We start from the raw sequence: 25,197 nt of genomic DNA on the forward strand, positions 1-25,197 counted from the left end.
CACGTGTCTCGCTATATTTTGCGCCGGCTTATCGCAATGCCGTTTCTGGTGCTCGGCATCGTCACCATCGCCTTCCTGATCACCACGGTGACCAAGGGGGATCCGCTGACCGCGATTGTCGCCGAACAGCAGATGAGCAACCCCGAAGTGGTGGCCGCCGCCAAGACGCGTTGGGGTCTCGATCGTCCTTTGCCGGAACGCTATATGATATATCTTGGTAATCTGCTGAGCGGCGATCTTGGCACCTCGTTCATCACCAAGCGCAATGTCGGCACCGACATTCTCTACCGCTTGCCGGCAACGCTCGAACTGGTTTTCGCCGCGATGATCTTCGGCACCACGCTCGGCATCGTGCTTGGTGTGCTGGCCGCCTATTTCCGCAACAGCCTGATCGACCATGGCGCGCGGCTGTTCGCCTTGTTCGGCTCTTCGCTGCCGGTGTTCTGGTCGGGGCTCGGCCTGTTGTTCATCTTCTCCGTCATGCTGAACTGGCTGCCGGGGCCGGGCAGGGTCGATGCCCGCTTGGCATTGCCGCCCGGCATCACCGGCTTCCTGACCATCGATTCGCTTCTGGCTGGCGACTGGACCGTCCTCAAGGACGCGCTCTGGCACCTGCTTCTGCCGGCCTTCGTCCTCGGCTGGACGGTTTCCGGCACCATATCGCGGCTGGTGCGCGCCAACATGCTTGATGTGATGAGCCGCGAGTTCGTGCTCACCGCGCGCGCTAAGGGGGCGAGCGAATTCCGCGTCGTCATCGTCCACGCGTTGCGCAACACCATGGTGCCGACCCTGACCGTCATCGGCTATTCCTTCGCCTATCTGATCACTGGCGCGGTGCTGACCGAGACCATCTTTTCCTGGCCGGGCATGGGATCCTATGCCGTGGAGGCAGCGCGTGCGCTCGACTTCCCGGCGATCATCGGCGTCACCATCGTCGGCGGCCTTGCCTTCCTGGTCACCAATCTTATCACCGACATACTCTATGTCGTGGCCAATCCGCGCGTGAGGTTGAGCTGATGGCGGTCGTCGTCACCAAGTCCCGCTCCTCGACGGTTCCCGAATGGCTGACCGCGCCATTGGTCATCGGCACGGTCGTCATCCTGTTCTGGCTGTTCATGACCGTATTCCCCAACCTGGTCGTGCAGTTCGATCCGCTCGAAATGGTCGCACGCCGGCTTCAGGCGCCAAGCTGGGCGCATTGGCTGGGTACCGACGCACTCGGCCGCGATGTGCTGGCCCGCACTCTGCACGGGGCCGCGCATTCGCTGCCGATCGCGGTTCTGGTCGTCGTCTCTGCAGTGATCATAGGCTCGCTGCTCGGCGCCATTTCCGGCTTCGTCGGCGGATTGACCGGCGCGGCGATCATGCGGCTTGTCGACGTCACTCTGTCCTTTCCGCCGATGCTGCTGGCCATGGCCGTCGCGGCGTCGCTCGGACCAGGCCTCGGCAATGCCGCCATCGCCATGGTGCTCGTCTGGTGGCCCGTCTACGCCCGGCTGATGCGGGCGCAGGTATTGGAAGTGAAGGAGCGCGAGCATGTCGAGGCGGCAATCGCCGCCGGCGCCAGGCCGCGGCGCGTGCTGTTCACGCACATATTGCCGCTTTGCTGGACCCCGGTGCTGATCAGCGCGACAATGGATTTGGGCCAGGTCGTGCTGCTTGCCGCGTCGCTCAGCTTCATCGGCCTCGGCGCCACGCCGCCGACACCCGAATGGGGCTCGATGATCTCCGATGGCGCCGTTCATTTCTATCAATGGTGGATCGCCTTCGGTCCCGGCGTCGCCATCCTCACCATCGTGCTCGGCTTTAACTTCATAGGCGACGGCTTGCGCGACATTCTCGATCCAAGGTCGGACTAGGCGATGAGCGCACAGATTTCCTCAGCGCCACCGGGCGCAGTCGACAAGGTGGGCGAGCGCGAGCCGCTGCTGTCCATACGCGGTCTGCGGGTCGGATTCCGCAAGGCCGGCAGTCAGTTCGAAGCGGTTCGCGGGATCGACCTCGACGTCGCCAAGGGCGAAGTGGTCGGCATTGTCGGTGAGTCCGGCTCGGGCAAGTCCGTCGGCATGCTCGCCGCGCTCGGCCTCACGTCAAAGAACGCGGTGGTCACCGGCTCGGTCCGCTTCAACGGCGACGAACTGGTCGGCAAACCGGCGCGCGAGATGCGCAAGATCAGGGGCGCGCGCATCGCCATGATTTTTCAGGACCCGCTGTCCTCGCTCAATCCGGTGATGACCGTCGGCGCCCAGATTGCCGAGGCGGTCAGGCTGCATCAGCGCGTGACACGCAAACAGGCGATGACGCGCGCGGTCGAATTGCTCCATCTGGTGGCGATCCCGCAGCCGGAGCGCCGGGTCAACCAGTATCCGCATGAATTCTCCGGCGGCATGCGCCAACGCGCGGTTATCGCCATGGCCGTCGCCAACGATCCTGACCTGTTGATTGCCGACGAACCGACCACGGCGCTCGATGTCACGGTGCAGGCACAGATCCTGGCCGTGCTGCGCTCGCTGCAGGAACGGCTCGGCCTCGGCCTGGTGCTGATCACCCATGATCTCGGCGTCGTCGCCGGCCATGCCGACCGCGTCGCGGTCGTCTATTCCGGCCGTGTCGTCGAACAGGCAGGCGTATCCGAGCTGTTCGCCGATCCGCGCCATCCTTACACGCGTGGCCTGATCGCCTCGATCCCCAACCTCGAGGAAAGCCGCGAGCGGCTGTTCTCGATCGACGGTTCGCCGCCCGCACTTGGGCGCTTGCCCGGCGGCTGCGCCTTCCATCCGCGCTGCATTTATGCCGCGGCACGCTGCCGGACCGAGGACCCGCCTTTGCACGATGTCGGCGGCCGGTTCTCGGCCTGTCATTTCGCGACGACCTTGCCGCCCTTCCACAGTGCTGTGCTGGCGGCGGCGAGCCTGGACAGTGGAGACGTGGCCTCATGAGCGCAGCGGAGCAACTCCAGGCGGAAACCAAACCGGCGGCTGCGCTTTCTGTTCGCCATCTCGTCAAGGACTTTCCGGTTCGCGGCGGCCTCGTCTTCGACCGTGCCGTTGCCCATGTCCGTGCGGTCGCCGATGTCTCGTTCGACGTAGCACCGGGCGAAACGCTGGGTCTGGTCGGTGAATCCGGTTGCGGCAAGTCGACCCTCGGGCGCTGCCTGATGCGGCTGATCGAGCCGACCAGCGGCGAAAGCTGGTTCCGTGGCCAGAACCTGCTCGCGCTCAATCACGAAGACATGCGCCTGATGCGGCGCTACATCCAGCTCGTCTTCCAGGATCCCTACGGGTCGCTGCATCCGCGCATGCGCATTGCCGACAACATCGCCGAGCCGCTGCGCATGAGCGACATGTCGGCGGCCGACCGCCGCGCGCGCGTCGCCGAATTGCTCGAACTGGTGCGGCTCAATCCCGAGCATGGCAAGCGCTATCCGCACGAACTGTCCGGCGGCCAGCGCCAGCGCGTCGTCATTGCCCGCGCGCTGGCACTCAATCCGCAAGTGGTGATCCTCGACGAGCCGGTTTCGGCCCTCGACGTTTCGGTGCAGGCCGGCGTGCTCAATTTGCTCAAGGACATCCAGCAATCCTTCGGCACCTCCTATCTGTTCATCGCGCATGATCTGTCCGTCGTGCGCCACATCTCGCATCAGGTGGCGGTGATGTATCTCGGCAAGATCGTCGAGATCGCGCCGGCGGCCGAACTCTATTCGAGGGCGCTGCATCCCTACACCCAGGCGCTGCTGTCGGCGGTGCCGCTCGCCAATCCCGAGAAGGAGCGCAAGCGCGAGCGCATCGTGCTGAGCGGCGATGTGCCGAGCCCGCTCAACCCGCCATCCGGCTGCCGCTTCCGCACGCGCTGCTTCAAGGCGCAGGCGATCTGCGCTGCCGTCGAACCGCCGCTCGATCCGGCCGGTGGTTCGCATCGGGTCGCCTGCCATTTCCCGGAGCCGGTCAACACTTTCAGGGCTGTCTGAGTGGCTTGCCGAATTCACCCGAAGGAATTTTGATCGTGACTGAGGACCATTCCGCGAATGCCGGTACGGCAGAACCCGCGCGCTTGCCGCTCGAAGGCATCAAGGTTCTCGATCTCTCGCGTGTGCTGGCCGGGCCGTGGGCAACGATGAGCCTTGCCGATCTCGGCGCCGAGATCTGGAAGATCGAGAACATCGACGGCGGCGACGACACCAGGGCGTGGTCGGTGCCGAGCTACAAGGGTGTCTCGACCTACTATCTCTGCGCCAATCGCGGCAAGCAGAGCATCGCGCTCGACATGAAAAGCCCGCAGGGGCTGACGATCGTGCGCGAGCTGGCGGCCAAGGCCGACATCGTCGTCGAGAATTTCCGCTCAGGTACCGCCGATAGGCTCGGCGTCGGGTTCAAGGAGCTGAGCGCGTCAAACCCGCGCCTGATCTACTGTTCGATCTCCGGCTACGGCCAGACCGGACCCGATGCCGGACGGCCCGGCTATGATTTCGTCATGCAGGCCGAAAGCGGCCTGATGGCCATCACCGGCGAGAGCAATGGCGAGCCGATGCGCGTCGGCGTCGCCATCACCGACATCGTCTGCGGCATGGTCGCCACTCAGTCCATCCTGGCAGCGCTTTTCGAGCGCGCGACGACCGGCAAGGGCCAGTTCCTCGACCTGTCGCTGATCGACTGCGCGGTCAGCCTGCTGATCAATGTCGGCAGCGGTTACCTTAACACCGGCCAAGAGGTCGCCCGCTACGGCAATGCCCATCCGACGGTCGTTCCCTATCAGATATTCGAAGCCTCCGATGGCAGCTTTGCGCTGGCGGTCGGCAATGACCGCCAGTTCGCGGCGCTGTGCGAGAAGGTCGTTGATCTGCCACATCTGGCTGGGGATGCGCGCTTCATCAAAGCAGGGGCGCGCGCCACCAACCGTGAGGCGCTGATCCCGCAACTAGCCGCCGTCTTCAAGACCAAGCCACGTGACCACTGGATGGCCACCTGTGCCGCCGCCAGCGTGCCGGCCGGCACGGTAAAATCGATACCGGAAGTCTTCGACAGTCCCAATGTGCGCGAGCGTGGCCTCGTCCAGACCTTGCCGCATCCGCATCTCGGCTCCGTCGCCATGGTGCGCCCGGCGCAGGGACTTGCCGCGCAGCTGACCGCGGACTTCACCGCGCCGCCGATGCTGGGCCAGGACACAGCTGCGGTGCTGGCCGACGTGCTCGGCTATAGCGCCGAGATCATCGACCAGCTGATCGGCACCGGCGCCATCGGCGTCTATACGCCGGCCGCCGAACCGATCCCCGCCTGATCTTCATGGAGCCTGACGGGCCTTCGTCTCGCATTTGCAGGTCGACTGAATGGTTCTTCAAGAGGGCGAAGCGCCGTTCCTTGTTTTGGCGCAATCCCCTGGAGAGAGCGCTATGCGCTTTTCCCGGGAAACCGCTTCACCTTTTCTGGAATTGCTCGGCCGGCTACTTCTGCTGGCCGTAATTCTTGTAGCGCCCGCGAATGGCGGGGATCTCGCTGCCCTCGATGAGCACCGGCGTGCCGGCGCTGCGCGCCAAAAGGTACTGCCGCGCCAGGGTTTCCAGCTTGATGGTGCGGATGAGCGCCGTGTCGAGATCGCCGCCGAAGGCGATCATGCCATGATTGGCGAGCAGGCAAGCCGTGCGGTCCTTGAGCGCGACGACGGCAACCTTGGCCAGTTCGCTTGACGCGAAAAGCGCATAGTCCGAGCAGCGCACATCATCGCCGCCGAAGCCCGCCACCATGTAGTGGAACAGCGGCAGCGGTTCACGCAGGCACGACAGCGCCACGCAATGGTCGGGATGGGCATGCACGACGGCGCCGGCCTCGGGAAACGCCTTGTAGATCTCGGCGTGCATCTCCCATTCGCTCGACGGCCGGAACGCACCGTCCCAGGATCCATCGAGCTGCATCGCCACCATCTGCTCCGGCCGCAAGGCGCTTGTGGCTATTCCCGTCGGCGTGATCAGCATGCCGCCTGTCGTGCGCACGCTGATGTTTCCGGTGGTGCCGACATTCATCCCGCTGGCGTCCAGCGTCTGCGTCGCGGTGATCAGGCTCGTGCGTTCGATTTCGAGTTCCATCACGATGCTCTCCTTGCCGGTGGCCATGTGTCGATCGCCGGCGCAATAGTGCTCGGCCGTGTCATGTCTTGCAGAACGTCGGTGAAGATATCGGGGCCGCCGAGCTTTCCCGATTTCAGCATCAGCGCCAGCGGATCGGAGGGCCGGCCGGGGAGGTGAGCGATGGCGCGCGACAGTCCGGGGCCCTCATAGGCGCCCATGGCGATCCGGTCGATGCCGAGCGCCTTCACCACCGAACCGGCGGTCTCGCCGCCGGCGACGACGAGCCGGCGGACGCCGAGTTCGCGCACCAGAATCTGGGCAATCCCGGCCAGGATCTCTTCCGCCCTTGCCGCCACCATATCGCGGCCGTGCGCCTGCTGCAGCGCTTCGACGGTCGCTTGCGGCGCTGTCGTAGCAATGGCGATCATCGCGCCGGGCAAATGCCGTTGGGCGAAGGTACGCGCTTCGGCCATGACATCGGCGCCGGCAAAGGCGCTGGCAAGGTCAATCGTCAGCAGTGGATTGTTTTGCGCAAAACGCTCGAGCTGTTCGATGGTGCGGTCGGCGACGCTGCCGGCCAGCACCGCTGCCGGCCCTTCGACGGCCGGCAGGCTGGCGGCAACGAGATCGCCTGAATCCAGCAGCCCATGCGTGAGCCAGGCCGGTGGCAGATGCGCGGCGACTGAGGAATTACCGGTCATCAGCGGCAGGTCGAAGGTGGCTTCCGCGATCGCCGCCAGATCGCGCTCGCGGATGGTGTCGGTGACCAGCAGCGTCTCGCCACGCGCGCTGTGTGCTCGTATAGCGCTTCGGATGGCTCCAGCGCCGGCGTCGACGACGAGATAGGGCACCAGCCCGACCTTGCCCCTGCTCTGCGCCTGCAGCACGCGAACCAGATTGGAATCGGTCATCGGCGTCAGCGGATCGAAGCGCTTGGGCGACTCAGCAAGCAGCTGGGGACCGCCGAACATATGCCCCTGATAGACGGTGCGCCCAGTCTCACACAGCGCAGGGGCGAACAGTGTGACGCCGCCGCCAAGGCGCTCGAGCAGCGCTTCGGCGCAAGGACCGATATTGCCCGCGGGCGTCGAATCGAAGGTGGCGCAATATTTGAAGAAGATCTGCCGCGCGCCAGCTTCGACCAGCCGGTCCGCGGCCTCCAGCACCTGGCGCACCGCATCGCTGGCTGCGATGACGCGGGTCTTCAGCAGAATCACATGGGCAAGATTGCCTGATGGGATCGGCGCGTCCAGCCCGACCGTGCATCCCGTCGGAATGCCGCGCGCGACCAGCATCGACGCCAGCTCGGTGCCGCCGGTCAGATCGTCGGCAATGGCGCCGAACAGCAAGGAAGGCATCGACGCGGTCATGCGGCCCGTCTCATGTCTGCCGGTTTCGGGGCGGCTTGTCTCATGTCGGTGGTCAGGCCATTCGTGGTATCATATACACAGCCCACGCGACGCAGGCGACGCTTGCGCTGTTGCAAGAACGGAGAGCGGATGTGACTGCTTCTATCGCGCCGATCGCGCGCGACAATCTGACGACGCGTGTCTATGAGGAGCTTCGCCGTGCCATGATGGAAGGCCGTTTCTGGCCGGGCCATCGCTTCAAGATCCGCGACCTTGCCGCCAGCCTTCAGGTGTCTGAGACGCCGGTGCGCGAGGCGCTGATCCAGTTGGTGCGCGAAAAAGGCCTGGAGATGGAGGCCGGCCGTTCGATCACCGTCGCCCAGCTGTCGCTGGCTCAGTATCTGGAACTGCGCAGCATCAGGTTGCATCTCGAAGGCATGGCGGGTGCCGCGGCAACGACGCGCATCGAGCCGCGCGAGATCGACCGTCTGGCGGCGGTGCATGAGAAACTCATTGCCAACGAGGACAATGGCCGCTGGTTCGAAGCCGTCCGCGACAATTGGGAATTCCATCACTCGATCTACCAGGCGGCGCAAATGCCGGAGCTGCTGGCCATCATCGAGGGAATCTGGCTGCGCAACGGACCGCTGGTGAACTACCAGTACCCGCACGCCCGGCCGACCTATGACGGCCGCCACCGGCATCTCGACATTCTTGAAGCGCTGCGGGCGCGCGACGAGAACGGTGTGCGCAAGGGCATTCAGCAGGACATGATCGAAGGCGGCCGCCTGCTGGTCAACGTTCTCGAACGGCTGAACGACGGCGCGGTCACGCCGGAGGAACTGCGCCGCGCTGCGCAGAACGGCCGACTGGTGTCGGCCACCGGCTGAACAGTTTGTTCCTTTCCACCGCATTGGCGCCGGTCACGCCACCTGCGCCGCGGCGGCCATGCCCGCATCGGCAGCCTGCAGGGCGAGATCTATATCTTTTGCGGTGTGCGCAGCACTCAGGAACATGTTGTGCCGGGGATGGAAATAAGCGCCTTCGCGCAAGGCGGCCGAGCAGAATGCGTTGGCTAGCTTGAATTCGGCATCGCCGTCGAACAGCACCATCGGCATCGACACCGGACCTGTCTGTCGCAGCGAAAGACCATGCTTCTTCGCTGCAGCATCGAGGCCTGAGCGCAGCCTGTCGCCGGCCTGTGTCATGTGGGTGACGGCGTCGGTATCGCGCAGCGTGCTGATGGTGGCGATCGCCGCGGCCATTGCGACGGCGCCGTACCAGAAAGAACCCGTCACATAGACCTTGGTCGCGGCTTCGCGAAACCGGTCGGTGCCTGCGATGGCGGCCAGCGGATAGCCATTGGCGATCGCCTTCGAGAAGGCGGACAGGTCCGGCCGTACGCCGAGCGGCTCCCAGCTACCGGCGAGGTCGATGCGGAAGCCGGCGCGCACATCGTCGACGATCAATGCCGCATCGGCAGCGGTGGTGAGTTCGCGCGCCCGTTTGGCGAAGGCGGCGGTCGGCAGTTCCTGGTCGCGGGCGATGTCGTGCCGGAAGGCAGTGACGACGACAGCAGCGAGATCGTTGCCGGCCTGCTCGACGGCCGCTTCGAGGCTGGCGACGTCATTGTAGTCGAAATGGATCAGATGGGCGCGGTCCTCGGCGGTGACGCCGGCCAGCGATGGCGTGCACCACGGCACGGCGCCGTGATAGGAGCCGCGCGCGACCAGCACCTTGCGTCGGCCGGTGCCGGCGCGCGCGATCGTCACGCAGGCCGTGGTGGCGTCGGTGCCGTTCTTCTGCAGCATTGCCCAGTCGGCATGCGCGACCGTCTTGACCAGCAGCTCCGCCAGTTCGACCAATACCTCGCCGGGGCCGTTCATCGCATCGCCGAGGCGACGCTGCCGGGCGGCAGCCTCTTCGACTGCTTGATGATGGTGGCCGAGAATGTTGGGCCCCCAACTGCACATCAGGTCGATGTATTCGTGCCCGTCGACGTCCCAGACCCGGCAGCCGTCGGCGCGTTCGAAGAATTGTGGATAGGCGGAGCCGAGATAGCGCGTCGCCATGTGTCCCCACATGCCGCCCGGAATGACCGAGGCCGCACGCTCGCGCAGCAACTGGTCCTTGGAGTTGATCAGGGAAGGCATGACGAGGTCTCCGCTCATTGATATATCATATATTGAATTTGATGTTGGAAGAACAGGATTTGCTGGCCTTCCGGGATGGAGAACAGGGAGGCGACTGTCGCCTCCCCGTATTGTTTTGCTCAGTGGCTGAGTTCTGCCAGCGGCAGGTTGCAGCAGGCGCTGTAGCGCACGCCCTTGACGTCCGACTTGTAGGCCAGGATCAGGTTCGGGCTGATCAGCGGCAGGATGATCCTGTCCTTGATCATCTCCTCGCCGGCCTGGTGCCACAGCTTGGCGGCCTCGTCGCCGCTTGCCGCAAGGGCTGCCTTGTAGATATCCGCTTCCTTCGGGTTGAGCACCGACGGGTCGCGCTCCGCGCCGGCACGGCGCGACCAAGGGCTGCCCTTCGTCATGGCGAAATAGTCGATGTATTGCGAGGTGCCGTAATAGTCCGGCGCGTAGAACACCGCCGTCATTGGGATGCCGTCGCCATTGACGCGCTCGCGCCAATTGGCGAAGGGGATCGGCTGCAGGTCGAGCTTGATGTTGATCTTGGCCAAATCCTGCTGAACCTTCTGCATCAAGAGCGAGAGATCGACGCCGTAGACGTTCATGCCGGGGAACGCTGCCTCCATCTCGAAGCCGTCGGCGTGTCCGGCCTTGGCCAGAAGTTCCTTTGCCTTGGCAACGTCATAGGGCTGCGCCTCGAAGCCCGAACCGCCGGGGAAGCCGAGCGGGATCGGCGCGCTGATCAGCTGACCCTCGGAGCCGATGGTGAAGTCGAGGATAGCAGGACGGTCGAGACCGAGCGAAATGGCCTCGCGCACTTCGGGCGTCAGCGGCACCTTGTTGGCCTTGGCGCCGGGCGACAGCGCCACATAGATGAAGTTGTAGGACGGCACGGTCTCGATCTTGACGTCGCTGCCGGTCATCGTCTTGGCCGTGTCCGGGTCGATCTGCATGGCGATATCGGCGGTGCCGCTCTGCAGCATCTGCGCCTGCGCCACCGCATCCTTGGTCTGGCGTATGACGACTTCGCTCAGCGCCGGCGCCGTGCGCCAGTACTTGTCGTTGCGCGCCAGCCGCAGTTCCGAATTGGGCTCATAGGATTTCAGCACGAACGGCGCGCTGCCGGCCGAATGGGCCAGGAACCAGGCCTCGGCATTGTCTGTCGTCGAGGCGTCCGCATCGGCCTTGGCGCCGGCTTCGGAAGCAACCTTGCTATTGACGACCGCTGCGTAGGGCGCCGCCGCGATGTTGAGGAATTCGGAGCTCGGCGCGACCATCTTGACGACGACCGTATGCGCGTCCGGAGTCTCGATCGAGGCGACATTGTCCATCAGGAACGAGGCGCTGCCCTTGAGGTTCTTCAGCCGCTCCCAGGACCATTTGACGTCCTTGGCTTCGACAGGCGAACCGTCCGAGAATTTGGCGGCCGGGTCGAGCGTGAAGGTGAAGCTGCTCTGGTCGGCATTGCCTTCCCACTTCGAGGCGAGCAGCGGGATCAGCTTGTTGTCCTTGTCCAGCGTCAGCAGCGATTCGTAGACGCTGGAATTGTAGATCTGGCAGGTGTCGCAGAAGGCGCGGTGCGGATCGAGCGAATTGAGGTCGATGTTACGCGCGATGACCAGCGGCTTGCTGTCCTGCGCGAAGGTGGCAGGCGCCCAGAAGGCGCTGGTGGCCAGCAGCACGGCCGCCAGCATCGTCGCCCTGGTCTTGGCTCTTGGTAGGATCGTCATGTCCATTTCATTCTCCCATTTTCTTGTCAGATCTTTGTGGCAATGCGTTGCTCTATCCACCCACGGCAATGAGGGATTGAAGCGCGGCCTTGAGCTTATCAGCGCCGCCCAGTGCGGCGCGGTTGAGCGGGGCCGATACGACGGGAGCCGAGAGGCTTCCCGTCACATGCAGGATCTCGTGATCGAGATAGTCGAACACGCGATCCTGAATCTCTTGTGTCAGCCGTCCGCCAAGCGACAGTCCACGCTGCACCTGCTCGACGACGGCCACCCGGTTGGTCTTGCGGATCGAGGCCTCCACCAGCGGCCAGTCGAGCCCGGTCGGGTCGAGGCTGCGCAGATCGATGATCTCGGCATCGACGCCGGTCTCCTCGACCACCTGCTTGGCGACGGCGACCATGCTGGCACTGGTGAGCAAGGTGCAGGCACTGCCCGGCCTGACGGTTTTCGCCTTGCCGAGTCGCACGCAATAATCGCGGTCATCCGCAGGCACAGGCCCTTCGCTCGGGAACAGTTCGACATGCTCGATGACGACGACCGGATCGTCGCATTTCAGCGCCGAATTCATCAGGCCGATATAGTCGAAGGGCGTCGTCGGGGCGACGATGCGCCAGCCGGGAAACAGCGCGAACAGGCCGGACGGATCGCCCGAATGCTGCGAGCCGTAGCCGGTGTGCGGCGAGACGCGCGCCCGGACCACGATCGGCACCGGGAAGCCGCCGCCGAACATGTGGCGCACCTTGCTGACCGCGTTGAACAGCTGGTCGGCTGCAACCAGGCAGAAATCGCCGAACATGATCTCGACGATCGGCCGCAGGCCGCAAAGCGCTGCACCCAGCGCCACGCCGACAAAACCATTCTCGGCGATGGGCATTGCCAGTACACGCTCCGGCCAGCGTTCCAGCGCACCCTTTGTGGCGCCCGAAACGCCGCCGCGCAGCCGGTGCACATCCTCGCCCATGATAATGATGCGCGAATCCTTTTCCATGGCGCGCGCAATCACCTCGGACGCGGCAACCATGAACTTGACCGGCCTGGTGTCGGCTGGCGGCATATCCTCGATCTCGAGGAAACGCTCGCCCTTCAGTTCGGAAAGATCACCGCGTATCTGGTTGTCGACGCCGCCTGGGTCCGGCCACAGATGGTCGGGAATGCGCAGCGCGTTGCCACTCATTTCGGTGAGCGAATCGGCAGCGGTGTTGACCACCTCCATGACGCGCTGGTCGAGTGTGCCGAGGTCGGAAGCGTTCAAAATGCCCATCGTCTTCAGGCGAGCCGCCATCGTGACCAGCGGATCGCGCGCTTTCCAGGCGTCTTCCTCGGCCCGCGTGCGGTAGCCGAATTCGCTACCCGGGCGCGCGCCGCTCTGATGCAGGAAGCGGTAGCAAAGCGCCTCGACCAGCACCGGGCCGCCGTCTTCCTCGATCGCCCGGCGCGCCTCGCGCATGGCACGGTGGACCGCCACCACATCCATGCCGTCGCATTCGATGCCGCGAAAGCCGAGCATAGGTCCGCGCGAGGCCAGCCGCGTCTCGCGCGTCTGTTCGTTGATGTGCGTCGAGACGGCATAGAGATTGTTTTCCGCGAAAAAAATCACCGGCAGCCGGTAGAGCGCGGCGATGTTCATCGCCTCATAGGCCGGCCCCGCCATCATCGTGCCGTCGCCGAAAAAGGCGACCGAGATGTTGCCGGTACCGAGCAGCTTGTCGGCCAGCGCATAGCCGGCCGCATGCGGCAGGTTGCCGCCAATGATCGCGCTGGTGCCAGGGATGCCGGAGGCATCGTCGCGCATATGCATCGAGCCGCCACGGCCGCCGCAATAGCCTGACTTGAGGCCCATGATCTCGGCCATCAAGCCGCGCACCGAGCCCTGCATGTCCGGGTTGAAAGCGTCATGCAACGGGTCGAATCCGCCGGGCGTCTGCGCGTTGACAAGCTTGGCCAAGACCTGGTGATGGGCGCGGTGGGTGCCGTTGATGCGGTCGCCCGTACCGAGCACGGACATGGCGCCGACCGCCGTCGCCTCTTGTCCGATGCTGGCATGCGCCGGACCATGCACCAGCCCGGCATTGGCGAGATCGAGCACTTTTTCCTCGAAACGGCGGATGAGCAGCATCTGCTGATACCAGCGCACCAGGCTCGAAACCTCGGCGTCGTTCCAGTCCGAATCGTCGACGTCGAGCCGCAACCAGGGCGCCGATGGCTGGATCGATGTCTGCTGGACCATGTCAGCTATTTCCGTTCTGGTAGATGATATATCAAATATTTTCTCAGTCGATTGCGTCCGGGCACTTTTCCTGGGCACTGCACTGGCTTGCGGGCACCGCACAAATGGAATTAAATTTCATTTTCTGTGCGAAGCCGAGACTAAGCCGGGACGGCGGCGTTCCGCAAGAGGAATTTTGAAGCCAGTTTTCGAGCCATTCCGGCGACAAGCCCCCTGCACCAATTCACGGAGGGAGCGGCTCTGCAAATCAGGCATTCGGCTGGCGGATCGGCTGGGTAAGCGAGCGGCTAGCGATCGGCCTGATGCTGGAAGAACTGCAAAAACAATTCCCGCTCGGTGGTGATGTCGAGCTTCTCGTAGATGCGCCGGCGATGGTTCTTGACCGTGCCGACGGTGATGCCGAGGCGCTCGGCGATGTTGGCCGTCGGGTGGCCGGCGAGGATCAACTGAACCAATTCCCGCTCGCGCAGCGACAGCTCCGGCCACAGACTGGCCGGGATCGTCGGCTCCTGCCGGGGCGAGGCGCCGGGGCCTGTCGGCGCCGACGTGCGGGAGAATTTGGTTCCGCGCGCCTTGATGTCGAGCGCATGCAGCGCCTCGAATACAGGCAACCGCTCGTCCAGCAAAGCGATCTCGCTCTCCTTGAACGACGTGGTCGAGCGGTCGAGGAAGATGCCGAGGCACCAGTCGCCGCCATCGGCAAGCATGATGCCGACCTCGTCGCAGATCTCCGACTGCGCCAGGAAGCCGGCAATGTACTGGCCGCGCTTGGCCTCGTCGTCGGCGAGCCGTTTCAGCGGCATGATGCCCAACCTGCGCTCGCGCCGCCACGAGGCATAGAACGGGTCGAACACGTAGTAATTGTGGAGATAGCGCCGGACCATCTCATCCGAGAAGCGCCGGTGCTTGATGAATTCGGGTGTCTGCGTCGCCGAATAGCGCGTCACCGTGACGAGGTCGTGGTCGATGTCGGCGCCGATCAGGTCGATCAGGCAGTCGACATGCCTGTCCGTGCCGATGGCGGCGATCGCTTTGGCGAGCGGCGCCCAGATATTGCCCATGCCCATGCCCTTTTCTCCGCGATGTCAGCCCAACCGTCATTGTGTCTTTAGGCATATGGCGCGAGGCCATCCAATGAATCTAGCCTGGCGTCAACCTAGACCAGATCCCGAGGCGACCGTGACCCAACCCAATCTCACCGCCCCCATTGTCGGCAACCCAATCGTCATCGGCATCGACGCCGGCGGCACCATGACCGACACGATCCTTGTCGATCAGGACGGCCACTTCAAGATCGGCAAGTCGGCGACCACGCCGAAGAACGAAGCCGAGGGTTTTCTGGCCTCGGCCGAGGACGCGGCGGATGCCTGGGGCATCTCGCTGGAATCATTGTTTTCAGGCGTCAACGTCGTGCTCTATTCCGGCACCGGCATGCTGAACACGCTGTTGTCGCGCACCGGCCGCCGGCTCGGCCTGATCACCACCAAGGGCCTCGAGGACATGATCCTGATGGGCCGCGGGCTGCAGGCCTGGGCCGATTATTCCTACGCCGACCGGCTGCATGCGGTCACCCACCATCATCCCGATCCGCTGGTGCCGCGCCGCCGCACCCATGGCGTCACCGAGCGGATCGACCAGTTCGGCGACGTCGTGCTGCCGCTCTATGAGCACGAGGTTTCTGCAGCCGCAAAAAAACTGATCGCCGACGAGGTCGAAGCGATCTGCATCATGACCATCTTCTCGCACGTCAATCCGGTGCACGAGAAGCGCATCGCGGAAATCTGCCGCGAAGAGGTCGACAAGGCCGGCGCCGACATCATCGTCTACACCAGCCACGAGGTCCGCCCGGTCATCCGCGAGCAGTCGCGGCTGAACTCGGTCCTGATCGAGGCCTACGCCACCTCGCGCGGCCGCAAGCAGCTTAGGGGTATCGAGGACGTCTCGAAGAAATACGGCTTCAAATATGGCGTGCAGACGCTGCTCTCCTTCGGCGGCCTGACCTCGATCAACCATCCGCGCCTGCATGAAACCATGATCTCCGGCCCGATCGGCGGCATCCTCGGTGCTGCCTATGTCGGCAAGCTGATCGGCAATGATTCGCTGATCTGCTCGGACATGGGCGGCACCTCCTTCGACATGGGCGTTATCACGCGCGGCCAGACGCGGATCGAGAACGAGCCGCTGATGGATCGCTTCAAGCTCAACGTGCCGACGCTGCACCTCGATACGATCGGTGCCGGCGCCGGCATGATCCTCAAGGTCGATCCGCTGACCAAGAAAGTCTCGCTTGGACCGGAAAGCGCCGGCTCCGATCCAGGTCCGATTTGCTTCGCCAGGGGCGGCACCGAACCGACCATTGCCGATTGCGATGCGATTCTCGGCCGGCTCAACCCGCACTATTTCCTCGGCGGCAAGGTCGTGCTGCAGGTCGAAAAGGCCCGCCGCGCCTTCCAGGAGAAATGCTCCGACATCCTGGGCGTCGGGCTGGAGGAAGCCGCCGAAGGCATGATCGACATGCTGGAGGCCGACGCCAACAACGCGCTGCGCCGCGTCATTTCGGGCCAGGGCATCCATCCCTCCGAGTTCACGCTGCTGTCCTATGGCGGCTCTGGCCCGCTGCACCTGGCCGGCTGTTCCAGGGGCATCGGCTTCAAGGACATCATCACCTTCCAGTTTGCGGCCGCCTTCTCCGCCTTCGGCTGCACCACGGCTGATTTCATGCGCCGGCATTCGGTGTCGACGCAGCACGACATCCCGTCACGCGCCGATGAGGCGACGCTGGCCGCCTTCGGCGTCAAGGTCACCACGGTCTGGAACGATCTGACCAAGGCCGCGGTCGACGAGATGATCGCCGACGGCCATGCGCGCGAGAAGATCAGGACCGTGCCGTTCCTGATGATGCGCTACACCGGCCAGCTCGAGGATGTCGAAGTCATGGCGCCGCTGGCTGAGGTCAACTCGGCCGACGACATGCGCAGTGTTATCGACGAGTTCGAGGCGGTCTACGCCAAGGTCAATCATCGCGTGTCGCGCTACGGCGAGGCCGGCTTCACCATCACCGAACTCGGGCTGATCGCCACCGCCGACAAGGTCAAACCGGTGCTGCTCAAGCGTCCGCTTGGCAAGTCGGATCCGGCTTCCGCGCACAAGGGCGTGCGTGAGGCCTATATCGGCGGACGCTGGCACAAGGCCAATCTCTACGAGATGGACCTGCTGCAGCCCGGTCACGAAGTCATCGGTCCGGCCATCATCGAACACCCCGCCACCACGCTCGTCGTTCATCCGCAGGACCGCGTCCATGTCGATGAATGGACGCTGCTGCACTACACCCACGCTTGAGAGGGCACCGCCATGTTGGACAAACCTGCCTCGGCCCTGCGCCTTCGCGAAAGACTGCTCGATTCCGAGCGGCTGATGGAAGAGACCGGCTGCTATGACGGCATCACGGAACTCACGCTGCGCAACCAGGATCCGCTGAAGTTCGAGACGCTGCACACCAAGCTGCGCGCCTATTGCGTCTCGGCTCGCGAAATGGCCCGCCGCATCTCGGCCTCGCCCGGCGTGCGCGAAGTCGGCGAGATGGTGGTCGCCATCTATACGCCCGAAGGCGACGCCATCGCGCTCTCCAACGGCATCATGGTGCATGTCCATACGATGAGCCGCTTCATCAAATGGATGATCAAGAACAATTACGAGGAAAACCCGAAAATCCGTGAAGGCGATATCTTCGCCAACAACGACGCCTTCATCGGCACCGTGCAGGTGCCTGATGTCATGGATGTGGTGCCGATCTTCCATGAAGGCACGCTGGTCGGCTGGGCCGGTGCCGTCTGCCACGAACTGGAAGCCGGCGGCATCACGCCGGGCGGCGATGTCTGCCTGGCGCAGGAGCGCTTCACCGAAGGCCTGTTCGTCTGCGCCGAGAAGATCGGCGAGAATGACGAGATCCGGCGCGACTACGTCATCCGCTGCGAGCGCAATCTGCGCATGCCGATCTACTGGGTGCTCGACGAGAAGGCCAAGGTCGCCTCCTGCATCGACATGCGCGAAAGCGTCAAGCAGCTGATCTCCGAGATCGGCCTCGACTACTGGATGAAGGTGTCGAAGGAGTTCATCGAGGAAGGCCGTCGCGCCCAGCTCGCCCGCACCCGCCAGCTCACCGTGCCCGGCATCTACCGCGGCCACACGTTCTACGGCCATGTCACGGCGGGAAAGCCCGGCTTCCAGCTGCTCGGCGATCCCGACTGGCTCTACAACATCCCGATCGAGATGGAGATCACGTCAGACGGCAAGATCACCATGGACTTCGAGGGCACGCAGCCCTGGGGCTACCATTCGATGAACTGCACGCCGGCCGGCATGGATGGCGGCATGTTCGTGACGCTGACCCAGCACATGAATTTCGAAGGCCTGGTCAATGACGGTGCCTGGATGGCGACCGAACTGAAACTGCCGCACGGCACCTGGACCAACCCCGACAACGAGATGGTGGCCACCGCCACCTCATGGGCGCTGCTGCTGCCGGCCTACGGCGTTTTCCAGCGGCTTTTGTCGCGCAGTTTTGTCGCGCGCGGCTTCGTCGAGGAGGCCTTTGTCGGCCAGGTCAACAGCCCGATGATCGAGATGGGCGGCGAAAGCCAATACGGCACGCCGTTCGGCATGGCGCATTTCGAGTGCGCTGCCGCCGGGTCCGGGGCGCTCGCCATCAAGGACGGTCTCGACACCGCCTATGTCGGCTGGAACCCGGAATCCGACATGGGCAACATCGAGGTCTGGGAACAGTCGATGCCGATGGTCTATATCGGCCGTTCGATCGTGCCGAATTCCGGCGGCGCCGGCAAATATCGCGGTGGCTGTTCCTTCGTCTCGACCTGGCTGATCAACAAGACCTCACATCTGCGGCTCCACACCTCCGAGCACTCCTCGCGCGTGTTCGACAATGGCGGCATGTGCGGTGGTTATCCGGCGCCGACCTGCCAGAAGCATCGCGCGGTGCGCAACTCAGACATTCACGAACTGGCAGCAAAAGGCGAACCGCTGGCGCATGCGCCCGGCATCGACCCTGACGTCTCCGACTACGAGAAGAACATCGGCGGTGACCATGTCGTGGTCGAAGGCCCCTACATCACCTCGCCGCACAAATCCGGCGACATCTTCAGCCATTCCTACAATGGCGGTGGCGGCTATGGCGACGTGCTGGAGCGCGATCCGATCAAGACGGCATGGGATGTCGAGAACGGCTTTCTCACCCGTGAAGCGGCGGACCAGGTTTTCGGCATTGTGCTGAAGGACGATGAAGACGGTTATCCCGTCGCCGATATCGACGCCACGGTCGAACGCCGCGCCGCCATGCGCAAAGAGCGCCTGGCTAACGCGATTCCGGTGGCGGATTGGATCGCCAAGGAGCGTGGCCGCGTCGGAAAGGCCGACTTCGCGCCCGAAGTGAAGAAAATGTACGCCAGCGCGATCAAGCTGTCGTCGCGCTTCACCAAGGAATTCAGCGATTTCTGGAACGTCGACGCCAAATCGATCTTCACGCCGGGAGCCAAGCCATGACCTCATACAGCAAGGAAGTTCTGGGCGATCTGGCCGCCGGCAAGCTGCCCTGGCCGCAGACAAGGCGCATCATGAGTGCCTACAAGGATGACGACCGTTTCTTCAAGATGGTTGCCGTCTATCAGGATCGTGTCGCCTGGAAGGACCCGATCCTGCTGCCGGTCTCGGACCATCTGTTCATCTGCCAGAGCGGCGATGAGCGCATTACCCGCTGCGAATGCGGCCACTCCTTCGGCGACTATCGGAAGAACTGGAAGCTCAACGCCGCGATTAACGTGCGCAACACCGAGGAGGCTTTGCGCGAGATCTATCCCAACAGCGATCTCCCTGATCCCGAATGGATGGAAATCCGGGAGTTCATCTGCCCGGAGTGCGGGACGCTGCATGAGGTCGAGGCGGCGGCACCCGGTTATCCCATCGTGCATGATTTCGAACCCGACCTCGAAGGCTTTTATCGCGAATGGCTGGGCAGACCGCTTCAGGGGTCCTGAACGCTCGTCGATGGAGGGCTGCGCCGCTGTGATTGCCAAATCCGGTCAGGACTGATTGCCTGCCCAAACGAAGCGGAGACCGTGCGCCATGAACAACCTTTCCGGCCGTAGCGCCATCGTGACCGGCGGTTTCTCGGGCATGGGCTTCGCCATTGCCACGGCTTTGGCCGAGGCTGGGGCCAATGTCGCCGTCGGCTCCTACATCGCGCCTGCCGGCGCCGACAGATCCGATGCCGCCTACTATCCGGCCGCCGACGAGATCGAGCGCGTGCGCTCGGCCCTTGCCGCCCATGGAACGAAAGTTCACGCCGCACACCTTGACGTTCGCGACAGCGACGTCACCAACCGTTTCGCGGCTGACGCCGAGACGGCCATCGGCCCCGCCGACATTCTGGTCAACGCCGCCGGCACCACCGCCGAGCAGCCGGTCTGCGGCCATTCCGACGCGCTTTGGGACAAGATCGTCGACACCAACCTGACCGGCGCCTTCCGCGTCACGCGTGCCGTGCTGCCGGGTATGATCGAGCGCGGCTGGGGCCGCATCGTCAACATTGGCTCGACGGCCGCCTTGGTCGGGTGGAAGGACAACCCGGCCTACTGCGCGTCCAAGGCCGGCCTGCTGGGTCTCACCCGCTGCGTGGCGCTGGAAGGGGCGGCGCATGGCGTCACCTGCGTTATGATCAGCCCGACCTGGGTCGAGACCGAACTGATGCGCCGCAATGTGGCGCAGGTCGTCGAGCGCGAAGGCAAGGGGCGCACGCCAGAGGAAGCGATGGCCGAGATCGCCAGGGGCAACCCGCAGCAGCGCCTGCTGCAGCCGCAGGAGATTGCCGCTCTGGCCGTCTTCCTGTGCTCGGATCTCGCCAAGGGCATCACCATGGAAAACATCCAGATCACCGGCGGAGCGCTTTGGTAGCGTCTCGGACACGCAACCGGCTGATCTCTCCGCAGATGCCTCGCTGTAAGACAAGGTGACCGGATTTGCCATTGAGCGCCGGGCGCAATAGGTTATATTGCACTGCACAATGGAGACGCCGTTTATTGCACGCCCATGTCTGCGAAGATTCCGGCCGGCTCATGGCTTGCCGGCCCTGGGTCGTGTCGGCGGGACTCTGAGATGAAGATTCCAAAGTCCCTGCTGATCGATCCCGAGAAGAATTCGGTCTATGGCGCCTTTGCCGTAGCCGTTTCGATCTGGGCGTTTTCTTATTCGGTCATCTTCGGCCAGATATTGATCCTGGCCTACTATGCGGTCTGGCTCCCGCTCATCCTGGTCGACTACCGGCGGTTTGTGAGGCATCTGTCCAGCGCCTGGCTGCCGCTGCTGTTTGCTGCCTATGTCTGCTTCTCGGTTTTCTGGTCGCAGGCTCCCGGCGTCACCGCAAGGACGTCGGTCCAGTACTTTTCCCATATTGCCTGCGCCTACGTAGCTGCGCGCACCGTCAGCGTGCGCACGCTGACCATAGGGGCGCTGATCGGGATATTCGTCGTCCTCATCTATTCGCTGAAGGTCGGGAATTATTCCGAGGACGTTCTTGACGGCACCGTCAACTTCGTCGGCGCCTTCGCCTCCAAGAACCAGATCGGCTTTGTCGGCTCGCTCGGCATCTATTTCTGCGTCGTCTTCCTTGCGTTCTACAGGCGCGGCCGGCTGAGCTTCATCCTGGCGGTGCCCGTCGTGCTGCTGTCGGCCTATGTCCTGGTCGCCTCGCATTCCGCCACCTCGATGGCCTCGATACCCGCGGTTCTGGCGCTGGTGGCGCTTCTTGCGATGAGCAAACTTCTGTCACGACGCTATCGCCGGGTCATCTTCCTGATCGGCGCCGGCCTGCTGGTCGTGACGGCCTTCGTCGCCTTGAATCTCGGGTTGATGGACTTCGTCCTCGGCCTCTTCGGCAAGGATTCGACGCTCACCGGGCGAACCTATCTGTGGGAGCAAGGCTGGAACACGGTCCAGAAATCGCCGATTCTCGGCGTCGGCTATGCCGCCTATTGGGTGCAGGGTTTCGCTGAAGCCGAGCGGCTGTGGAACGAATTCTACATCACCACCCGCACCGGCTTCCACTTCCACAACACCTATATCGAGGCCCTCGTCGAACTCGGCTTCGTCGGAGCGACGCTGGTGTCGCTGATCATGCTGCGCACGCTATACGGCCACGTCTCGGCGGTGATCTTCAAGGCATGGCAGGCGGACTCGGTGATCCTTTTCGGCGTGATGGTCCTGCTGCTGATCCGCTCCTTCGTCGAGGTCGAGATACTCAACCCCTACATCATGGGTTCTTTCCTGATGTATTTCAGCTTCTTCAAGCTGGCGCGGCTGCCCGTTACCCGCAGGCGGCGGTCACCGGCTCTGGAGCCGGCTGACGGGGCCGGGGGCGAGACTGACTGGCCTCGGTATGCCGGCCATCCGGCGGGCGCCGGTCCCTCATAAATTATCATCTCGCGGGCTGAAGGGAGCGGCCTTCCTTTTTGAGCAAGCATGTGCTCGGACGGGAAGCGTCGATCCCGAGACGGCTATTATAGTTTCCGCAGGGAGATGTTCAAACAACTGAGCCAGAGCCTCATCCCGGTTTGTCGGGTGAGGCTCTGGCTCGAAACACCGGATCTGTTGGAAGTTGGTCTACTGGCTGGCCAGCGGCGCCAGCTTGATCTTGATCACATCGCCAGGCAGCACCGGGGTTTCTTCCTTGGCGGCTATTTCGCTGGTCTTGCCGTCGACATTGCGCACCAGCGAATAGAGCAGGGTCGGCTGCTGATCATTTGTCATAGCGGCCGCCATCGCGGGATCGCTGGCCTGGGCTATCAGGCCTTTCTGCATGTTCACCTTCAACGCGGCCTCGTTCAGGTCGGCTTCGGTCTGCTGCCGGTCAGTGGCGAGACTTGAACTCAAGGTGTTCTGGGCATCGATAGCATCCTGCTTCGCCTTGCTGATCGCCTGCTTGGCGGTGAGGATGGCGGTTTCGTAGTCCAGGATCTTGCCCTGCAGGTCGGCAACCGACTGGCGCGAATCCAGCAGTCGGGCGTTGGCGATCAGGCCTTTCTGCGCCAGCGGGCCGATGCTGGCGAGCTGCTGCTGCGCCAAGTCGACCTGCTGCTGCTGGTTGACGATCTTCTTCTGCAGCGATTCGATCTCGGATTCCAAAACCCCTTTGAGATCGTCGAGCGCTTCAAGCTTCAGCTTCAGCGCCTTTTGGTCCGCTGTCAGGATCGTCATCTCGTCCGCCACGATGGCTGGCAGTCTCGGATCGCCCTCGACCTCCTTCGGCACGTCGAAACTCGCCTTTCCGGCCATATCCGCATCGATGCGGGCGCGCCTTACGATCAGTCGGATGCGCTGGTCGTCGGAGATGTCGAACATGCCCTTGGCGGTGACCAGGTCCTTGCCGAGCTGGGGGCCGTAGTCGGCGTTTCGCCGGATGCCTCCGGCGACGCTGATGGCCTTCAACACCGTCAGGTCGGGCACATAAGGAAACTGGCCGGGGTTCTGGACTTCGCCCGAAATGTAGAATGGCCGGAACTGCGCCATCTCGACCGAGGCTTCCGGTCTGTCTGACAAAGCGAGCTTTTTCTGCAAAGCCTCGCCGATCGCCGTTGCGATTTCGGACGTGGTCTTGCCGGAGGCCGGCAGTTCGCCGGCGAACGGCACCGACAGCGTGCCGGATGGACCGACCGTGTACTCGCCATTCACCGCCGACCAGTCACGGAATGTGCCTTCCACGGTCTGCCATTCGGCGACGCGGATGGTGAGCTTGTCCTGCGAGCCGAGGCGATAGTCGCCGGCGGCGGCGATGTGCGGGACGACGAGGGCCATGGCAAGGCATGTGGCCAGCAAACGCGCCCGCCGCAGCCGGCCGGAATCCGGGCCGCTGCGAAAGGTTTCGAACAAATCTGTTTTCAACTCAACGTTCCGATCCGCTATAGCCCCATCGCCCGATGAGCTTGCGTCGAATGGCCGACGCCAATGTCTGGCATTGGCCACCGGCCGGTCAGTAAGAACCGCGCGACATCCAGACGGCCGGGACGGTCTTGATGATGATGCGAACGTCCTCGAACAGCGACCAGTTCTCGACATAGTGACGGTCGAAGGCGACGCGGCTGTCATAGGACACATCGTTGCGGCCGCTGACCTGCCACAGGCCGGTCAGGCCCGGACGCGATTTCAGGTAGTAGACGGCGGATGTGCCATAGATCTCTAGTTCGTCGCGCACAACCGGACGCGGACCGACAAGGCTCATATCGCCCTGCAGGATGTTGATGATCTGCGGCAACTCATCGAGGCTGAGTTTCCTCAGCACCGCTCCAACGCGGGTGACGCGCGGGTCGTTCTTCAGCTTGCGGGTCGCGATCCATTCCGCGTTGGCGTCCGGGTTGGTGGCGAGATAGGCTGCCAGCACCTTGTCGCCGTCCGGAACCATGGTGCGGAACTTCAGGCACGGAAAAATCCGTCCGCCCCGCCCGATTCGCCTGTGGCCGTAGAAAATCGAGCCGCCGTCGGAAAACTTGACGAGCAGCGCTATCATGACAAATAGCGGGCTGAGGGCGATCAAGCCAATCAATGAACCGGTGATATCGAAGCTGCGTTTGAGCAGGCCGCCGATCGGCGGCGGAAAATCGATGTCAGCCTGCGAAAAGCTCGCGGTGGCCGACTTGGCAACGTCCCTCATGCCGTAAACTCCATGCGTTGAACGAATGGTTCACCACACGATACCCAAAAAATGTTGCAGCGCAACACACAATTTACCACCCCGTTGAAATAGTCACGTCATGAAATGACTAAATAATAAGCTTGCCATGCACAAATTTCGGCATATTTAGCACATTTGTGACAATAAATGGGCACAGCCGAAAAAATAGAGGCCTTTGTGGGGCGGTTTTTAGGCGGACCTACCTATTTGCCAAGGCGAGGTACAAATTAGTGCTTCATCATGCCGTGATGCTTGGTCAAAACCGTATAAAATACTACTTAATATTGCCAATTTTACTAAAAAATATCGACGAGAGGATATCGGCCTAGCTCCCGTTGCGTGCATTGCAACATGGCAGAGTCGATCGCAAAAGCTCGATCAAAAATAACCGAAGTTGCCCTTGCCGCCTATTGCTCGCCTTAATAGAATTGCAAATTATACCTGTCACGGTGACGACAGGTGGAAAAGGCCGGAAGCAACCGGTCGAGAGTGGGCGACCTTAACAAGCCCACATGACAAGGGACGGCGCTCGGGTGGGGCAATCGCGATAATACCCGAGCCGGTTTATGGGCTGTTGGGTATGGCACTTCCAAAATTCATCCTCGGGATGATTTTCGCTCTGGCGATCGTCGTCGGCTGGTCCTGGCTGGGCGGTGCGTCGATAGGCACGATATTGGTGCGTGTCATCATCTGCGCCGTGACCATTCAGGCCGGCTATTTCGTGCTCATCTACACCATGATCGCCAGGAGCGCGCCGACGCCTGCCGACATAGCTCGTGACGCCGAGCGCAAACTGAACGCACCCGAGGTCGCCGAAAGCGAGAAGCTGGGCGGTGCCAGGCGCGGCCTGCATTGATGCAGACTGCTCAAACGTGGCCCGGTTTGGCGGCAACGACATGCTTCGAGACAAAGGGACCAAAGCGCCCCGTGAATCCGTCTCGGCGCGACGCGTCTTGGTCG

The 25,197-nt window shown here is 63.2% G+C and carries 20 protein-coding genes; 12 read left to right on the forward strand and 8 right to left on the reverse strand.

Annotated features, from left to right (window positions below; translation table 11 throughout):
* Window positions 1-3: 3 nt before the first annotated feature.
* From AC0L2D_RS06250 to AC0L2D_RS06270, 5 genes are read left to right on the forward strand one after another with little or no spacing between them, the layout of a single operon-like run.
* The gene (locus tag AC0L2D_RS06250) at window positions 4-1,017 is read left to right on the forward strand and encodes an ABC transporter permease (protein ID WP_063169870.1); all 1,014 of its coding nucleotides are present in this window, start codon (window positions 4-6) and stop codon (window positions 1,015-1,017) included.
* Window positions 1,017-1,859 (forward strand): ABC transporter permease, encoded by an 843-nt coding sequence (locus tag AC0L2D_RS06255; RefSeq protein WP_473540612.1) that lies wholly within the window; start codon window positions 1,017-1,019, stop codon window positions 1,857-1,859. The genes AC0L2D_RS06250 and AC0L2D_RS06255 overlap by 1 nt, the downstream gene beginning before the upstream one ends.
* 3 nt (window positions 1,860-1,862) lie before the next feature.
* A complete protein-coding gene (locus tag AC0L2D_RS06260; RefSeq protein WP_082826631.1) occupies window positions 1,863-2,939 on the forward strand; it encodes an ABC transporter ATP-binding protein in 1,077 nt (358 codons plus the stop codon).
* Window positions 2,936-3,967: an ABC transporter ATP-binding protein gene (locus AC0L2D_RS06265; protein WP_027164250.1), complete on the forward strand. Its 1,032-nt coding sequence runs from the start codon at window positions 2,936-2,938 to the stop codon at window positions 3,965-3,967. The genes AC0L2D_RS06260 and AC0L2D_RS06265 overlap by 4 nt, the downstream gene beginning before the upstream one ends.
* 35 nt (window positions 3,968-4,002) lie before the next feature.
* Window positions 4,003-5,274, forward strand: a complete 1,272-nt coding sequence (locus AC0L2D_RS06270; RefSeq protein WP_473540613.1) for a CaiB/BaiF CoA transferase family protein — start codon at window positions 4,003-4,005, stop codon at window positions 5,272-5,274.
* A gap of 163 nt (window positions 5,275-5,437) precedes the next feature.
* Here the strand turns inward: AC0L2D_RS06270 and AC0L2D_RS06275 are convergent, their stop codons facing one another.
* Together AC0L2D_RS06275 and otnK are read right to left on the reverse strand one after the other, a co-directional pair.
* Entirely contained in the window at window positions 5,438-6,076 is a 639-nt protein-coding gene (locus tag AC0L2D_RS06275; RefSeq protein WP_027164251.1) for a class II aldolase/adducin family protein, read from the reverse strand.
* Window positions 6,076-7,428, reverse strand: coding sequence for a 3-oxo-tetronate kinase (gene otnK, locus AC0L2D_RS06280; RefSeq protein WP_050596412.1), 1,353 nt, complete (start codon window positions 7,426-7,428; stop codon window positions 6,076-6,078). The genes AC0L2D_RS06275 and otnK overlap by 1 nt, the downstream gene beginning before the upstream one ends.
* A gap of 131 nt (window positions 7,429-7,559) precedes the next feature.
* Between otnK and AC0L2D_RS06285 the strand changes: the two genes are divergently transcribed.
* Window positions 7,560-8,297 carry a GntR family transcriptional regulator gene (locus tag AC0L2D_RS06285; RefSeq protein ID WP_473540615.1) on the forward strand — a complete coding sequence of 246 codons (738 nt, stop codon included), beginning with the start codon at window positions 7,560-7,562 and terminating at the stop codon, window positions 8,295-8,297.
* Window positions 8,298-8,330: 33 nt separating this feature from the next.
* Here AC0L2D_RS06285 and AC0L2D_RS06290 read toward each other — a convergent pair whose 3' ends face one another.
* From AC0L2D_RS06290 to AC0L2D_RS06305, 4 genes are all read right to left on the reverse strand, one after another.
* On the reverse strand, window positions 8,331-9,560 hold the full coding sequence (locus AC0L2D_RS06290) for an aminotransferase class III-fold pyridoxal phosphate-dependent enzyme (protein ID WP_275954166.1): 1,230 nt from the start codon (window positions 9,558-9,560) through the stop codon (window positions 8,331-8,333).
* Window positions 9,561-9,679: 119 nt separating this feature from the next.
* Complete coding sequence (locus tag AC0L2D_RS06295; RefSeq protein ID WP_164747171.1) at window positions 9,680-11,242, reverse strand: ABC transporter substrate-binding protein; 1,563 nt, start codon at window positions 11,240-11,242, stop codon at window positions 9,680-9,682.
* An 88-nt stretch (window positions 11,243-11,330) separates the two neighbouring features.
* On the reverse strand, window positions 11,331-13,505 hold the full coding sequence (locus tag AC0L2D_RS06300; RefSeq protein WP_473540616.1) for a dehydrogenase E1 component subunit alpha/beta: 2,175 nt from the start codon (window positions 13,503-13,505) through the stop codon (window positions 11,331-11,333).
* A gap of 287 nt (window positions 13,506-13,792) precedes the next feature.
* Window positions 13,793-14,572 carry a helix-turn-helix transcriptional regulator gene (locus AC0L2D_RS06305; protein ID WP_063169873.1) on the reverse strand — a complete coding sequence of 260 codons (780 nt, stop codon included), beginning with the start codon at window positions 14,570-14,572 and terminating at the stop codon, window positions 13,793-13,795.
* 112 nt (window positions 14,573-14,684) lie between these two features.
* Here AC0L2D_RS06305 and AC0L2D_RS06310 point away from each other — a divergent pair, with 112 nt between their 5' ends.
* The 5 genes from AC0L2D_RS06310 (at window position 14,685) to AC0L2D_RS06330 (ending at window position 21,983) form a co-directional block, all read left to right on the forward strand.
* Complete coding sequence (locus AC0L2D_RS06310) at window positions 14,685-16,844, forward strand: hydantoinase/oxoprolinase family protein (RefSeq protein ID WP_127367910.1); 2,160 nt, start codon at window positions 14,685-14,687, stop codon at window positions 16,842-16,844.
* 12 nt (window positions 16,845-16,856) lie between these two features.
* The gene (locus AC0L2D_RS06315) at window positions 16,857-19,061 is read left to right on the forward strand and encodes a hydantoinase B/oxoprolinase family protein (protein WP_127384626.1); all 2,205 of its coding nucleotides are present in this window, start codon (window positions 16,857-16,859) and stop codon (window positions 19,059-19,061) included.
* Window positions 19,058-19,552, forward strand: a complete 495-nt coding sequence (locus AC0L2D_RS06320) for an acetone carboxylase subunit gamma (protein WP_013528124.1) — start codon at window positions 19,058-19,060, stop codon at window positions 19,550-19,552. Before AC0L2D_RS06315 ends, AC0L2D_RS06320 begins: the two co-directional genes overlap by 4 nt.
* Before the next feature lie 88 nt (window positions 19,553-19,640).
* On the forward strand, window positions 19,641-20,468 hold the full coding sequence (locus AC0L2D_RS06325) for an SDR family NAD(P)-dependent oxidoreductase (RefSeq protein ID WP_027164258.1): 828 nt from the start codon (window positions 19,641-19,643) through the stop codon (window positions 20,466-20,468).
* A 201-nt stretch (window positions 20,469-20,669) separates the two neighbouring features.
* Window positions 20,670-21,983 carry an O-antigen ligase family protein gene (locus tag AC0L2D_RS06330; protein WP_473540619.1) on the forward strand — a complete coding sequence of 438 codons (1,314 nt, stop codon included), beginning with the start codon at window positions 20,670-20,672 and terminating at the stop codon, window positions 21,981-21,983.
* A 189-nt stretch (window positions 21,984-22,172) separates the two neighbouring features.
* On the opposite strand, the gene AC0L2D_RS06335 is transcribed toward AC0L2D_RS06330, so the two are convergent.
* Window positions 22,173-23,438, reverse strand: a complete 1,266-nt coding sequence (locus AC0L2D_RS06335; protein ID WP_473540783.1) for a polysaccharide biosynthesis/export family protein — start codon at window positions 23,436-23,438, stop codon at window positions 22,173-22,175.
* 100 nt (window positions 23,439-23,538) lie between these two features.
* A complete protein-coding gene (locus AC0L2D_RS06340; RefSeq protein ID WP_013528120.1) occupies window positions 23,539-24,216 on the reverse strand; it encodes a sugar transferase in 678 nt (225 codons plus the stop codon).
* Between the two features lie 601 nt (window positions 24,217-24,817).
* Here AC0L2D_RS06340 and AC0L2D_RS06345 point away from each other — a divergent pair.
* Window positions 24,818-25,093 carry an exopolysaccharide production repressor ExoX protein gene (locus AC0L2D_RS06345; RefSeq protein ID WP_013528119.1) on the forward strand — a complete coding sequence of 92 codons (276 nt, stop codon included), beginning with the start codon at window positions 24,818-24,820 and terminating at the stop codon, window positions 25,091-25,093.
* Window positions 25,094-25,197 lie beyond the last annotated feature (104 nt).

This window comes from Mesorhizobium sp. WSM4833 (assembly GCF_055811095.1).

What these genes read in the sequence shown, in the direction of transcription:
- AC0L2D_RS06255 (WP_473540612.1), top strand. Translation starts at nt 1,017, where the DNA reads ATGGCGGTCGTCGTCACCAAGTCCCGCTCCTCGACGGTTCCCGAATGG.
- AC0L2D_RS06260 (WP_082826631.1), top strand. Translation starts at nt 1,863, where the DNA reads ATGAGCGCACAGATTTCCTCAGCGCCACCGGGCGCAGTCGACAAGGTG.
- AC0L2D_RS06265 (WP_027164250.1), top strand. Translation starts at nt 2,936, where the DNA reads ATGAGCGCAGCGGAGCAACTCCAGGCGGAAACCAAACCGGCGGCTGCG.
- AC0L2D_RS06275 (WP_027164251.1), bottom strand. Translation starts at nt 6,076, where the DNA reads ATGGAACTCGAAATCGAACGCACGAGCCTGATCACCGCGACGCAGACG.
- otnK (WP_050596412.1), bottom strand. Translation starts at nt 7,428, where the DNA reads ATGACCGCGTCGATGCCTTCCTTGCTGTTCGGCGCCATTGCCGACGAT.
- AC0L2D_RS06290 (WP_275954166.1), bottom strand. Translation starts at nt 9,560, where the DNA reads ATGCCTTCCCTGATCAACTCCAAGGACCAGTTGCTGCGCGAGCGTGCG.
- AC0L2D_RS06295 (WP_164747171.1), bottom strand. Translation starts at nt 11,242, where the DNA reads ATGCTGGCGGCCGTGCTGCTGGCCACCAGCGCCTTCTGGGCGCCTGCC.
- AC0L2D_RS06300 (WP_473540616.1), bottom strand. Translation starts at nt 13,505, where the DNA reads ATGGTCCAGCAGACATCGATCCAGCCATCGGCGCCCTGGTTGCGGCTC.
- AC0L2D_RS06305 (WP_063169873.1), bottom strand. Translation starts at nt 14,572, where the DNA reads ATGGGCATGGGCAATATCTGGGCGCCGCTCGCCAAAGCGATCGCCGCC.
- AC0L2D_RS06315 (WP_127384626.1), top strand. Translation starts at nt 16,857, where the DNA reads ATGTTGGACAAACCTGCCTCGGCCCTGCGCCTTCGCGAAAGACTGCTC.
- AC0L2D_RS06320 (WP_013528124.1), top strand. Translation starts at nt 19,058, where the DNA reads ATGACCTCATACAGCAAGGAAGTTCTGGGCGATCTGGCCGCCGGCAAG.
- AC0L2D_RS06325 (WP_027164258.1), top strand. Translation starts at nt 19,641, where the DNA reads ATGAACAACCTTTCCGGCCGTAGCGCCATCGTGACCGGCGGTTTCTCG.
- AC0L2D_RS06330 (WP_473540619.1), top strand. Translation starts at nt 20,670, where the DNA reads ATGAAGATTCCAAAGTCCCTGCTGATCGATCCCGAGAAGAATTCGGTC.
- AC0L2D_RS06340 (WP_013528120.1), bottom strand. Translation starts at nt 24,216, where the DNA reads ATGAGGGACGTTGCCAAGTCGGCCACCGCGAGCTTTTCGCAGGCTGAC.
- AC0L2D_RS06345 (WP_013528119.1), top strand. Translation starts at nt 24,818, where the DNA reads ATGGCACTTCCAAAATTCATCCTCGGGATGATTTTCGCTCTGGCGATC.